General features: G+C 71.1%; 10 protein-coding genes. 7 read left to right on the top strand and 3 right to left on the bottom strand.

The features are described 5' to 3' along the window. Window positions 1-14 precede the first annotated feature (14 nt). Window positions 15-1529, bottom strand: coding sequence for a bifunctional 3-(3-hydroxy-phenyl)propionate/3-hydroxycinnamic acid hydroxylase (locus tag AB0368_RS12835; RefSeq protein ID WP_366154004.1), 1515 nt, complete (start codon window positions 1527-1529; stop codon window positions 15-17). Between the two features lie 185 nt (window positions 1530-1714). On the opposite strand from AB0368_RS12835, the gene AB0368_RS12840 reads away from it, so the two are divergent. Genes AB0368_RS12840 through AB0368_RS12855 form a run of 4 tightly spaced genes read left to right on the top strand, consistent with a single transcriptional unit; the run spans window position 1715 to window position 8511 of the window. Then, entirely contained in the window at window positions 1715-5623 is a 3909-nt protein-coding gene (locus AB0368_RS12840; RefSeq protein ID WP_366154005.1) for an amino acid adenylation domain-containing protein, read from the top strand. 38 nt (window positions 5624-5661) lie between these two features. After that, entirely contained in the window at window positions 5662-6909 is a 1248-nt protein-coding gene (locus AB0368_RS12845; protein ID WP_366154006.1) for a cytochrome P450, read from the top strand. Between the two features lie 10 nt (window positions 6910-6919). Further along, window positions 6920-7669 (top strand): 3-oxoacyl-ACP reductase FabG, encoded by a 750-nt coding sequence (fabG, locus tag AB0368_RS12850; RefSeq protein ID WP_366154007.1) that lies wholly within the window; start codon window positions 6920-6922, stop codon window positions 7667-7669. Then, window positions 7663-8511, top strand: a complete 849-nt coding sequence (locus AB0368_RS12855; protein WP_366154183.1) for a metallophosphoesterase — start codon at window positions 7663-7665, stop codon at window positions 8509-8511. Before fabG ends, AB0368_RS12855 begins: the two co-directional genes overlap by 7 nt. On the opposite strand, the gene AB0368_RS12860 is transcribed toward AB0368_RS12855, so the two are convergent. Then, on the bottom strand, window positions 8508-9293 hold the full coding sequence (locus AB0368_RS12860) for a shikimate dehydrogenase (protein ID WP_366154008.1): 786 nt from the start codon (window positions 9291-9293) through the stop codon (window positions 8508-8510). The genes AB0368_RS12855 and AB0368_RS12860 overlap by 4 nt on opposite strands. Window positions 9294-9415: 122 nt before the next feature. Between AB0368_RS12860 and AB0368_RS12865 the strand changes: the two genes are divergently transcribed. The 3 genes from AB0368_RS12865 to AB0368_RS12875 all read left to right on the top strand — a co-directional run bounded on the left by AB0368_RS12865 (window position 9416) and on the right by AB0368_RS12875 (window position 12430). Then, entirely contained in the window at window positions 9416-9850 is a 435-nt protein-coding gene (locus AB0368_RS12865; RefSeq protein ID WP_366154009.1) for a type II 3-dehydroquinate dehydratase, read from the top strand. Window positions 9851-9888: 38 nt separating this feature from the next. Beyond that, a complete protein-coding gene (locus AB0368_RS12870; RefSeq protein WP_366154010.1) occupies window positions 9889-10647 on the top strand; it encodes an alpha/beta fold hydrolase in 759 nt (252 codons plus the stop codon). A 430-nt stretch (window positions 10648-11077) separates the two neighbouring features. After that, entirely contained in the window at window positions 11078-12430 is a 1353-nt protein-coding gene (locus tag AB0368_RS12875) for a helix-turn-helix transcriptional regulator (protein ID WP_366154011.1), read from the top strand. A gap of 8 nt (window positions 12431-12438) precedes the next feature. On the opposite strand, the gene AB0368_RS12880 is transcribed toward AB0368_RS12875, so the two are convergent. After that, a complete protein-coding gene (locus AB0368_RS12880; protein WP_366154012.1) occupies window positions 12439-13476 on the bottom strand; it encodes a 3-dehydroquinate synthase family protein in 1038 nt (345 codons plus the stop codon). Window positions 13477-13482 lie beyond the last annotated feature (6 nt).

A 13482-nucleotide genomic window follows, 5' to 3' on the forward strand; every position in this document is an offset into this window, starting at 1 on the left:
ACGGCGATGAGCAATCAGTACGCGTGAAGCCGCTCGCGCAGCCCGTCCACGAGCCCGTCCAGGCCACCCGGACCGGCCGTCCCGTACACGTGGAAGTCCGGTCGCACGAGAACCGAGGACGCGCCCCGCTCACGCAGGTAGGCGCCGTACACCCCGTCCACGTCGTGCACGCCTGCCGCCCCGAGGTGGACGACCTTCGCGTCGATCCCGGCCAGGAAGTCGCGGTGCTTCTCTCCCAGCGCCTCCGCTGCCTCGGTGGTCACCAGGACGAATCCGCGTCCGATCAGGTCGTCGAACCGTCCGGTGACACCGCCGGCCTCGATCCGGCCCGCGGCCATCACCTCGCCGCCGCCCCGGCCCTCGGCGACGGGCTGGACCAGGCCGGCGGTCAGCGGCGTCGCCTCGGGCGGCGTCGTCGTGCGACCGCCCCCGTTGGCGCGCATCGCGGCGTCGCGGTCGGCCGCGCCGGACGGATCCGTCACGCAGATGACCCGGCCGAGCTTGACCGAGGCGAGGATGGCGGCCTTGGTATGGCTGCGCCGCTCGACCGTGTAGGTGTCGAGCAGCCGCTCGTCGGCGCGGCCGGCCAGGACCAGATCGAGCTTCCACGCGAGGTTGCTGACGTCGCGGATGCCCGAGCACATGCCCTGCCCGGCGAACGGCGGCATGAGATGCGCCGCGTCGCCGGCGAGGAAGACCCGGCCCACCCGCCACTGGTCCGACCACCGGGCCTGGGACCGGTAGGTGCCGCTGCGCAACAGCGTCGCCGTCTCCGGGGTGACCCCGTGCGGCGCGAGCAGCCGCCACGCCGTCTCCTCGCGGCCGAGCTCGGCCGAGGACTCGCCCGGTAGCCGCATGAACTCCCAGCGTCGCCGGCCGGGTCCGCTGCCCACGAGGGTCGTGGGCCGCGCCGGATCGCACAGCTGCACGTTGGTGGGGACGAAGTCGCGCGGTTCGTGCAGCCGTACGTCGCACAGCAGCCACTCGTAGGAGAAACCGAGGTCGGTGCCGGAGACGCCGGCGAGCTCGCGGACGACGCTGTTGGCGCCGTCGCACCCGACCAGCCATCCGGCCTCGAAGGTGTGGGTCGCGCCGCTCTCGTCCTCGGCGACGGCCGTGACGCCGGTGCCGGTCTGGCTGATGCCGACGACCGACAGGCCGCGACGGACGTCCACAGTGGGTTCGGTCACCAGCGCCGCGCCGAGCAACTCCTCCAGCGAGGGCTGGTGCATCGTGTTCGCGTCCGGCCATCCGTAGCGCCCGTTGTCGCTGAAGGCGATGTCCAGCAGCACGTGTCCGTCGACGCCGCGCCACTGGTAGCCGGTCGCGGGCTCCGATATCCGCGGCAGTCCCGCGCCCACGCCCGCCGCTGCGAGGAGCCGGGCGGTCTCGCCGTCGAAGCTGGTGGCCCGGGGCAGCGCGAAGACCTCGCGATGCCGTTCGAGCACCGTGACCCGCCGGCCCTTGCGCGCCAGCAGGTTCGCGAGCACGGCACCGCTCGGACCGCAGCCGACCACGATGACGTCCATGCCCGGGACCCTACAAATGCGGCGGGGGACCCCACTATCCCTCGACCTGACAGTAGGCGGGGCGCCCGTCGACGCCACTACCAACGTGAGGGATCCCGGGCCGGCGCGTACGGAATCTACCGTTGCCGCCAAGCGCTCGCGGCCACCCGTCGGTCGCGCCCGACGAGCTGCATAGGAGACGACCGTTGCAGGGGCCCGATCACTACGTTCGCCAGATCCTCAGCCGTCTCGACGCAGACCCCGACGCGATCCCCGTCCTGCTGCGTGACGAGCCCTTCTCGGCCGCACGGGTCGCTGACGCCGTCCGGGCGACGGCCGCGTCGATGCGCAGGGCCGGCGTCGGCCCCGGCGACGCGGTGGCCGTGCTGACGAGTCCCAACACGCCGGCCACCCTGATCTATCGCTACGCGGCGAACCTCGTCGGCGCGACGGCCATCCACATCCGCGGGGTCAACGCCGCCGACCCGCGGGACGAGCTGCGGCTGCGTACCCAGGCGGACATCCTGGCCGACGTCCGGCCGGTGCTGCTGGCGGTGGACCGCGACAACGTCGACCGGGGGCGCACCCTGCGGTCCGCGTCGGGGCGGCCGATGAAGCTGGCCTCGATCGGGGGGCACGGCGGCGACGTCCTCGACGTGCTGGCGTGCGCGTCGACGGAGTTCGACGATGCGACCGCCGAGCAGGCGGACGTCGCCGTGGTGACGTTCACCAGCGGCTCGTCGGGCCGGCCCAAGGGGGTCAGCTGGACGTTCGCCGTGAAGAGCGACATGGTCGCGACCGCGGCCGCCGGCGAGCGTGCGGTCTGCCTCGTCACCGCGCCGCTGACCCATTCGAGCGGCTTCTCGGCGGACGACACCATCATCGCCGGCGGCACCGTCGTGCTGCACCACGGCTTCGACCCTGAGGCGGTGCTGCGGGCCGTCGGCCGGCACCGCGTCACCCGGCTGGTGCTGGGCTCACCGCAGGTGTACGCCCTCACCGAGCACCCGGCGTTCGACCACAGCGACGTGTCGAGCCTGCGAGAGGTCTTCTACACCGGAAGCCCGGCCGCGCCCGAACGGCTGGCCGCCGCCGCCAAGGCTCTCGGTCCGGTGCTGTACCAGGTCTACGGCACCAGCGAGACGGGCATGATCAGCCTGCTCACCCCGCAGGACCACCTGGATCCGGACCGGCGGCGCACGGTCGGCCGGGCCCCCGGGAACGTGCAGATCACGATCCGCGATCCGCGGGACCCGGCGCGGATCCTGCCGCCGGACACCCCGGGCGAGATCTGTGCCATCAGCCCCTGGGCGATGACCCAGTACTGGCACGATCCGGACCAGACCGCGCAGGCACTGCGCGACGGGTGGTTCCACACCGGCGACATCGGCCGGCTCGACGAGTCGGGATACCTGACCCTCGACGGCCGGCTGGGCGGCGTCCTCAAGGGCGACGGGGTCAAGATCTACCCGGAGGCCGTGGAGCGCGTGCTCCTGGAACATGCGGACGTGGCCGAGGCCGCGGTGTTCGGGCTCGAGGACGCGGACCGGTTCGAGCGGGTCCACGCGGTGGTGACGCCCGCGGCCGGCTGCACTCCCCGGCCCGCCGGCCTCCGAGCCCATGTCGCGGAGGCGCTGGGTGAGCGCCACGCGCCCGTCGAGATCGAGGTGCGTGCCGAGCTGCCCCTGCTGGGAGCGGCGAAGCCGGACCGCGGGTCGCTGCGCCGGCAGGCCGTCGCCGCGCGGTTCTGGCGGTCGTCGCTGGCCGACGTCGAGGACGCCTCGCGACTGCAGGACATGCTGTCCGCGCCGGTCGAGACCGGCTCGGCCGTTCCAGCACAGGCCCGGATCGACGCCGCCGACGAGACTGCGCTGCGCGGGCTGTGGGCAGTCCTGCTCCGGCTGCTGGGTGCGGGTTCTCCGGTCATCTTCGGTACGCGCGGATCCCTCGCCGGCCCCGAGGACGACCAGGAGGTTCGCCCGCTCGTGGTGACCGCCGAACCCGGCGACACGATCCTGTCGGTGCTCGAGACGACCCGTCAGGCCACGAACGCGTCGGCCGACCACGCCGTGCTCGGGCCCGAGGGCCGGGCGCTGATCGACGGCGCCGCCGACACGCTGTACGACACCACGGTCACGTTCGGATCCCCTTCGGTTCCCGGCTTGCCGACGCCGCCCGCGGCCGAGCTCCGGGTCGACCGGGACGGCGACGGTCTCATGGTCGCCCTGCACACCGACCCGGCCCGGATCGGGGCGGACACGGCGCAGTGCCTGCTCGACATGTTCGTCCGGCTGCTCGACGTGTCCGTGGACCGCCTTCTCGCGCAGGTCGACCTCGTGGACCCGGAACCGAACGAGGCCGAGGCCGCCCCCCAGCCCGCCGCCACCCTCGGAGAGCTGTGGAAGCGGACGGTGGACAGCCGTGGCGACCACCCGGCCGTGGACGAGGCGGGCGCGACGATCTCGTACGCCGATCTCGACCGCCGTGCCGGACGCCTCGCGGCGATGCTGGCCGAGGCGGGCGCGGCGCCGGGACGGCTGGTGGCCCTCGCGCTGCCCCGATCGCTCGACATGATCACGGCGGTGCTGGCGACGGCGCGGACCGGTGCCGCGTTCGTCCCGGTCGACCCGGGCTATCCGCGGGACCGGATCGCGTCCATGCTGGACGACAGCGATCCCCAGGTGGTGTGCAGCCTGGCCACCCTCGACCTGCCGGCGACGGATGCCCGGCCGCGCATCCTGCTGGACGACGAGGCGGTCCGGGCCCGGCTCGGCGAGCACGCCGGCGGGGATCCCCGGGTGCGCCCGGCGCTGGAGGACCTCGCGTACGTCATCTACACCTCGGGCACGACCGGACGGCCGAAGGGCGTCGCCGTCACCCACGCCGGGCTGGCCAACCTCGCGGCGACGAAGCGGGAGGGGTTGGGCCTCGACGCCGACGCACGGCTGCTGCAGTTCGCGTCGCCGAGCTTCGACGCGTTCGTCGCCGAGCTGATGGGTGCTTTCACCGCTGGGGCCACTGTGGTCGTACCGCCGCCCGGGCCGCTCGCCGGAGATCCGCTGACGGCGGTGCTGCGGGACCAGCGGATCACCCACGCCATCCTCCCGCCGGTGGCGCTCGGCAGCATGGATCCGCAGGACGTGCCCGGGCTTCGCGGCCTGATCACCGCCGGTGAGGAGTGCCCGGCCGAGCTGGCCGCGCGTTGGTCCGCCGGGCGCCGGATGGTCAACGCGTACGGACCCACCGAGGTCACCGTGTGCGCGACTCAGAGCGCGCCGCTCGCCGGCCGTGACCGTCCCGTGATCGGGGTGCCGATCGCCGGCGCCCGCGCCTACGTGCTCGGTCCCGGGCTGCGACCGGTGCCGCCGGGAGTCCGCGGTGAGCTTTACGTCGCGGGGTCGGGCATCGCTCGCGGCTACCTGAACCGGCCGGCCCTGACCGCCGAACGCTTCCTGGCGGACCCGTACGGACCTCCCGGCAGCCGGATGTACCGCACCGGCGACATCGCCTCCTGGCGGGCCGACGGCAGCCTGGACTTCCACGGCCGGGCCGACGACCAGGTCAAGCTCCGAGGCTTCCGCATCGAGCCCGGTGAGGTGGCGGCGGTGCTGGAGGAACTGCCCGCGGTCGCCCGAGCCGTGGTGCGGGTCCGCGAGGACGGCGCCGGTCGCTTCCGGCTGGTCGCCTGGGTCGTGCCGGGCGACGCGGTCGCGCCCACCCGGGACGAGCTTCGCGAGCACGCCGCCCGCCGGTTGCCGGAGCACATGGTGCCCACCGGGTTCGTCCTCCTCGAGGCCCTGCCGGTGACGCCGAACGGGAAGCTGGACGTGGCCGCGCTGCCGGAGGTGCCGGACCAGGAGGCACCAGGCGACCAGGCGACGACGACGCGGGCCCCGCAGACCCCCGCCGAACACGCGTTGTGCGCCATCTACCAGGACCTTCTCCGGACCGCCGAGATCGGCCTCGACAGCAACTTCTTCGCCCTCGGCGGCGACAGCATGATGGCGATCTCCCTGATCCGCCGCGCCCGCCAGGCCGGCTTCGCCATCTCGCCCAAGGAGATCGTCGACAACCCCACGGTCGGTGCCCTGGCCGCGATCGCGACACCGCTCTAGTCCCGTCCGTACCGACTCATCGCGGAAGGCCGCAGCTCATGATCCGTCCGATCGTCAGCCCCGACGACCTCGACTCGCTGGACCTCGCCGACCCGGTGCTGCACTGCGAGAACGACCTCTCCGAAGTATGGCGCCGCCTTCGCGAGGAGCGGCCGTACTACTGGCATCCCCCGCGCGGCGACCAACCCGGCTTCTGGGTCTTCACGCGCTACGCCGACGCGATGTCGGTCTACCGCAACAAGGAGATCTTCACGACCGAGGGCGGCAACGCGCTGCCGACGCTCCTCACCGGCGGTGACTCGGCGTCCGGGTCCATGCTGGCGGTGACCGACGGCGCCAAGCACACGCAGCTGCGCAACGTGTTGAACGCGGCGTTCTCCCCCCGGCGCCTCAAGCTCATCCGCGACGCCATCCGGCTCACCATCGACGACCTGATCATGGCCGCGATCGACCGGGGCGAGTGCGACTTCGTCCGCGACGTGTCGGCGAACATCCCGCTGGGCGCGATCTGCGGCCTGATGGACGTGCCGGAGGCCGACCGCCGCTACCTGCTCGGGCTCACCTCGCACACGTGGAGTTCCGACTACAAGGACGCCCCGCCCGAGGAGAGCTGGCAGGCCAAGACCGAGATCCTGCTGTACTTCGCCGACCTGGCACACACCCGGCGTGGCAACAACGACGCCGACGACGTCGTCAGCCTGCTCGCGAACTGCCACGTCGGCGGCGAGCCGCTGAGCGACGCGGACCTGATGTCCAACTGCTACGGGCTCATGATCGGTGGGGACGAGACCGGACGGCACGCGATCTCCGGCGGCCTCCAGGCCCTGATCGAGTGGCCGGATCAGTGGCGGGCGCTCAAGGAGGGCACCGTCGGCCTGGACACCGCGGCGAACGAAGTGCTGCGCTGGACCGTGCCCTCGCTGCACGGCGGGCGCATGGCCACCGGTGACACCCTGGTGAACGGCCACCCGGTGAAGAAGGGCGACATCGTCAGCGTCTGGATCTCGTCGGCCAACCGGGATCCCGAGGTCTTCGCGGACCCGGACCGCTTCGCCCTGGACCGTACGCCGAACAAGCACCTGACGTTCGCCTTCGGCTCACACATCTGCCTCGGCCACACGCTGGCTCGCATCGAGGTGGAGGAGGTCCTCGACTCGTTGCGGACGCTGGTGTCGTCCGCGGAGCAGTCCGGGCCGGAGAGCTGGATCTACTCCAGCATCCTGCACGGGATGAGCGCGCTGCCGGCCGTCCTGAAGCCCGAGCCGAACGCGCGGATCATCCGATGAGCCGCCCCTCATGAGCCGCGTCGCGATGGTGACCGGGTCGGCCCGGGGTATCGGGGCGGTGGTGGCCGAGCAGCTCGCCCGGGACGGCACCGGCGTCGCCGTCATCGACATCGACCTGGCCACCGCGGAGGCGACCGCCGCCGGCATCGAGCGGGCCGGCGGCCGGGCCATCGCGGTCGGGGCCGACGTGAGCGACGCCGACGCGGTGCAGGAGGCGGTCGCCGAGGTCGCCGACCGCCTGGGACCGCCCGGCATCCTGGTCAACAACGCCGGCACCACCCGGGACAACCTGCTGTTCAACCTGTCGCCGCTGGACTGGGACGTGGTCGTGGGAGTCAACCTGCGGGGAACGTTCCTGATGACGCAGGCGGTCGTCGACCACATGATCAAGCTGGGCGGCGGCCGCGTGATCAACGTGTCGAGCATCGCGGCGGTCGGCAACGTCGGTCAGGCCAACTACTCGGCGGCGAAGGCCGGCATCGAGGGTCTCACCAAGACGCTGGCCATGGAGCTCGGTCCGCTGAACATCACCGTGAACGCCGTGGCACCCGGCTACGTCGCCACCGAGATGACGGCGGCGCTCGCGGCGCGCGCCGGCCGCGGCGTCGCGGAGCACCAGGCCGAGGCCGCGGCACGGATCCCGTTGCGCCGCATCGGTCAGCCGGTCGACGTCGCCAACGTCGTGAGCTTCCTGGCCGGCGACCACGCGTCCTACGTGTCCGGCCAGGTCATCCACGTGGCCGGCGGACCCGTCTGCTGACCGTGGCCGAGCCGTCCCTGTACGCCGTGAGCGACCTCCACGTCAATCACGAGGAGAACCGGGCCTTCGTCGCCGACCGGTTGTATCCGCAGGCCCCGGGTGACTGGCTCCTGGTGGCCGGCGACGTGGGCGACTTCATGGCGGACGTCGAGTGGGCGCTGTCCCTGCTCGCCGACCGCTTCGCGCAGGTGGTGTGGGTCCCGGGGAACCACGAGTTGTGGACCCCGCCCACGGATCCGGACCAGTCGCGGGGCCAGCAACGCTACGAGCGCCTGGTCGCCATGTGCCGGCGCAGGGGAATCCTCACGCCTGAGGACCCGTACGCCACGTGGCAAGGTCCCGGGGGTCCGGTCGTGGTCGCTCCCCTGTTCCTTCTCTACGACTATTCGTTCCGCGCGCCGGGCACCCGTACCAAAGAGGAATCGCTGGCCCGCGCCGACGAGGCCGGCATCATGTGCAGTGACGAATATCTGCTGGATCCCCAACCGTTCGCGAGCGTCGACGCGTGGTGCGCGTTCCGCCTGCGGCACACGCTGGCGCGGCTGAAGGACCATCAGGCGGGCCCGCGAATGGTTCTGGTCAACCATTTTCCGCTGAACCGCCGTCCCACCGAGACGTTGCGGCACCCGGAGTTCGCCCAGTGGTGCGGCACCGAGGCGACCTCCGACTGGCACGTCCGGTTCCCGGTCGAGGCGGCGGTCTACGGCCACCTCCACATTCCGCGAACGACCTGGTACGACGGCGTCCGGTTCGAGGACGTCTCGTTCGGATATCCCGCGGAACGCCGCCGATGGCCGGCCGGGCGGACGGTGCTGCGCCGGGTCCTTCCGCAGGACTCCTAGAACCCGAAGTAGGCGCGGTACAGATCCATCTGGTTCACCAGCATCGGTTCGCCGGGGAGAACGGGATGACCGAGCTCGGCCGCCCTCCGGAGCAGCTCCGTCTCGCGCGGCTTCATGATGATGTCGGCGACGAACGTGTCCGGCCGCAACTCCGCCGGGTCGAACGGCAACGGATCCTCGGGGCGCATACCCAGCGGCGTGGCGTTGACGACACCATCGGCCGCACCCAGCTCCGTCCCGACAGTGATCCTTCCGGGCCAGTACGCACTCAGGCGCTCGGCGACCTTCTTGGCACGCGCTTCTTCGACATCGTGCAGGCTCAGGTGGCCGACGCCGGCCGTCAGCAGAGCCGGGGCGATCGCGGACCCCGCCCCACCGGTTCCGACGAGAGCCACGTGCAGGCCGTCCGGAGGATGACCCGCCTGGACGAGCCCGGCGACGAACCCGGCACCGTCGAAGTTGTCCGCGTGCCAGGAGCCGTCGTCCAGGCGCCGCAGGGCGTTGGCGGCACCGGCGAGCTCCGCCGCTTCGCTGCGGACATCGGCGTACCGCAGCACCTCGGCCTTGTGCGGCACGGTCACCAGGAGTCCGGCCAGGTTCCCCGTCGCCTGCAGGCCGCGTACGACCGTGCCGAGGTCGTCGCGGCGGACGTGCACCGGAACCACCACGACGTCGACGCCGTCCCCGGCGAGCAGCCGGTTCAGCAGGGCGGGCGCCCGTACCTGAACGACCGGATCGCCGAGCACCGCCACCAGGCGGGTCCGTCCCGTGATCGTCGTCATCGGATCTCCTTCGGCTGCCGGCGTGACGTGCCAGGGCCAGTAGACGCCACGGCCGCGTCCGCCGAACACTGTCAGGCCGGGTAGTTGTCCCCGCAACGGCGGCCGGACGAGCATGGTTGCCCATGACCACAGTCCTTCTGCTCAACGGGCCCAATCTCGGGATCCTCGGCGAGCGCGAGCCGGAGATCTACGGCCACGACACCCTGGACGACATCGCGGGATTCGTCGCCGACGAGGTGGCCGGCGCCGGCTGGAAGGTGGTCTCGATCCAGGACGACTGCGAGGGCGAGCTCGTCCGGGCGGTACACGCACACCGCTCCTCCACCGTCGGCGCGATCGTCAATCCCGGCGCGCTGATGATGGCGGGATGGAGTTTGCGCGACGCTCTCGCGGCCTATCCGGCACCGTGGATCGAAGTGCACCTCAGCAATGTCTGGGCCCGGGAACAGTTCCGGCACGAGTCGGTCATCGCTCCGCTGGCGAGCGGCGTGATCGTGGGTTTCGGTTCTCTCGGTTATCGCCTGGCCGCCCGGGCACTGCTTCGCCTATCCGAGTGAGGGATGTGGCGCGGACCGGTCGCTCATAGCCTGCTCGGATGGCGTCTGCGCAATCCACGACGTGGCTCCGTCGCTTCGCACCGGCATCCGACGCGACCATGTCCCTCGTCTGCCTGCCGCATGCCGGCGGGTCGGCCAGTTTCTACTTTCCTGTGTCGCGAGCGCTCGCGCCGGCGATCGACGTGGTCGCCGTCCAGTATCCCGGCCGGCAGGACCGTCGCCACGAGCCGAACATCGACAGCCTCACCGAGCTGGCCGATCGGATAGTGGACGCGCTGAGCCCGTCGGACGGCCGCCCCTTCGCCCTGTTCGGACACAGCATGGGCGCGGTGCTGGCGTACGAGGTCGCGCTGCGCCTGACCGCCGCCGGGCTGCCCGCGCCGTCGCGGCTCTTCCTCTCCGGGCGGCGGGCGCCGTCACGCCACCGGGACGACCGGGTCCACCTCATGTCGGACCGCGACATCCTGGCCCAGATCCGCCGGCTGAACGGGACCGAGGCGGCGGCGCTCGACGACCCGGACATTCGCGACATGATTCTGCCCGTGATGCGCAGCGATTATCGGGCGGTAGAAACCTATAGGCACGATTCGTCCCGCGTCCTGGCGTGTCCCGTCACGGTGCTCACCGGGGACCGCGACCCGCTGGTGACCATTGAGGAAGCCCGCGCATGGGAAGAACACACGAGCGGCACGACCGAGCTGGTCGTGCTTCCCGGGGGCCATTTCTATCTGGTGGAGCAGAGCGAGCGGGTATTGGACCTGATCCGCCGGCGACTTGCCGCCCCGGTCGCGCTCTGAGTCGATACCCGTCTAGCCTCCTCGCCGTCAACAGTCCTGTCGACTGGTGTCCGGAAATAGAATGAATGGTCGCTCCACTGTCCACTGGCTGACACCCTCGGGAGGTATCAGCCGGATCGTGCCGGCCCGGAACCAGCGGCAAAAAGCCTGGTCGGAGGCGCTGGCGAGGGCCACCGGCAGAGAACGTTCAGAATGCATTCCAGTGCCCGTTCCAGTGACCGTTCCAGTGGCGTCACACTACCCTCGAGTACCACTCCAGATCGGCATTGACATCGATACATCACCCTGTCAACGTGAGTGATGCGTGCGCCTTGGTGATCCTTGGTAGCTTGGCTCCTGGACCCGCACGCCCCATGAAGAACGACGTAGTCGGCAGTCTGCGTTCTGGTGTTCCACGATTCAAGAATTACTGTCAAACGGGGGTTTGATCTTGATCGAGCGACGGCGTGACCAGCTCGTCCGCGACAATGCCGGGGCATACTTACCGGCTAATTGCATCATCACCGGAATTCTGGCGCAGGCGCGTGCGAGTTGGCAGTCGGGAGACCTCGGGGCAGGGATCTCCTACGCGAAAGCGGCGGCCCTTGCACACTGCGACCGGTGCCGCCGGCCCTGCGCCCTCTACGCCCGCCTGCAACAGGCACTGCTCTTCGCCTCGATCCGGCAGATCGACGGGGCGCGGCAGATCGTCGACGACGTGACGGCCAACCCGGCGATCCACGACGACCCGAGAGTCGCCGCCATCACCATGCTGGTGCGGGCGAAGATCACGTTCGCCGGCGGCGATCTCGTCGAGGCGGCAGCACAGGCGGAGGCCGGGCTGCAGCTGGCGAACGAGGTGGGCCTGACCGCCTGGACGCCGCTGGGCAACCTGATCCTGGCGACCACGGCATTGCGGCGGGGCGAGCTCTCGACCAGCCTGCATTACGCGAACAAGCTCAAGGAAGATGCGATCTTCGGGCGCGAGATGCTGAACGCCAGCCAGTCCGCCTGGATCGTCATCCAGGTCGCCGAGGCGGAGAAGGGGCGCGAGCAGGCTGCGTTGCTCGCCGGCGAGCTGCTCGAGTCGGAGGCGGCCACCCGGTCGCTGCTCACCGACGAGCCCGCGGCGATTCCGTGGCTGGTGCGACTCATGATCAGCCAGAATCGGCCCGATCTGGCCGCGTACGGCGTCCACCTCTGCGACAAGGTCGCGAACGAGAATCCCGACGTCCCGGAGATCGGTGCCACCGCACTGCACGCGGCCGGGCTGCTGCACGGCGACATCGACCTGCTCCGCCGGGCCGCCGAGATCCACATCGACCCGTGGGCGCGGGCGCTGGCGGTGGAGGACATCGGCCTGCTCCTCATCCAGGACGGCGTGGGCTGCCCCGAGGCCGTGGAGAACCTCGAGCTCGCCATGCGCTCGTACGCGGAGATGGGTTCGCTGCGCGACTCCTCCCGCGTCCGGAGCAAGCTGCGGTGCATCAACGCGAATTCCCAGTCGCAGGCGCGATTCTGGCCGTCCAGCCGCATCCCGGGCCTGACCGACACCGAGTACGCGGTGGCCAAGCTCGTCTCGAACGGTCTCACCAACGGACAGGCCGCGGATCAGATGTTCCTGTCCCGGCACACCGTGGCCTTCCACCTCCGCAAGATCTTCCAGAAGATCGGCGTCAAGTCCCGTCTGGAGCTGGCGGTGCTCTGGAACGAGCTGAGCGCGGACGCGGGCGAATCCGACCCGCCGACCACCCGGGACCACGAGCTGACGAGGCTCCGTCCCCGCCAACTGCGCGCGGGGTAGCCGGCCGGTCAGCCGGCCACGAGGTCGGCCAAAGGCCGGCGAGGCATCCCATCCAGAACCGACGTGACGACGGGCCCGGGAACGCCGCGAACCAATTCGGCGCCCCCGGGCCCGTCCAGCGTGAAGGCCAGGCCGTCCACCGCCTTCTTGTCCCGCCGCATGTGTCCGACGAGGTCCGCGGTCTCGATGCCGGCGGGTACGGCGGTGGGCAGACCGTAGTGCTCCACGACCTCCCGATGCTCCTCCACCCGCCGCTCGTCGATCCGCCCGAGCGCGCCGGCGAGGCGGCCCGCGAAGACGGTTCCGATGGCGACCGCCTCGCCGTGCCGTAACGAGAATCCCGTGGCGATCTCCAGCGCGTGCCCCAGCGTGTGCCCGTAATTGAGCACGTGCCGCAGGCCTGTGTCGCGTTCGTCCGCCGCCACGACACGGGCCTTGAGCGCGACGCTCGCCTCGATCTGCTCGAGCAGGGACAGCCCCCGCAGCTCACCGGCCCCGATGAAGTGGCACCGGGCGATCTCCCCGAAACCGCTGCGCAGCTCGCGGCCGGGCAGGGTCGAGAGGTAGTCGGTGTCGCACAGCACGGCGCTGGGCTGCCAGTACGCCCCGATCAGGTTCTTGCCGGCCGGCAGGTTGACCGCGGTCTTGCCGCCGACACTCGCATCGACCTGGGCGAGCAGCGACGTCGGCAGGTGCACCACGGCCACGCCCCGGTGGTAGAGCGCGGCCGCCAGACCGACGACGTCCGTGGTGGTGCCGCCGCCGCAGGAGACGACCGCGTCATGCCGGGTCAGCCCGAACCGTGCGAACTCACGGCACAATGCCTCCACGGTTGCGAGGGTCTTCGCGGGCTCGCCGTCCTGAGCCGGAACGAACGCCGTCTCCACCCCGGTGTCCGGCACCCATTCCCGCGGCCGGGCGGAGACGACAACGGTACGGCTCGCGCCCAGCTTCGCGATGATCGAGGCGAGCGCGGACCGTACGCCCGCACCGATGTGCACGTCGTAGGAACGGGCGCCCAGCCGTACCGGGACTCGTCTCTCCACCGCTTC

It is taken from the genome of Actinoplanes sp. NPDC051475 (assembly GCF_040689425.1).
Taxonomy (GTDB): domain Bacteria; phylum Actinomycetota; class Actinomycetes; order Mycobacteriales; family Micromonosporaceae; genus Actinoplanes.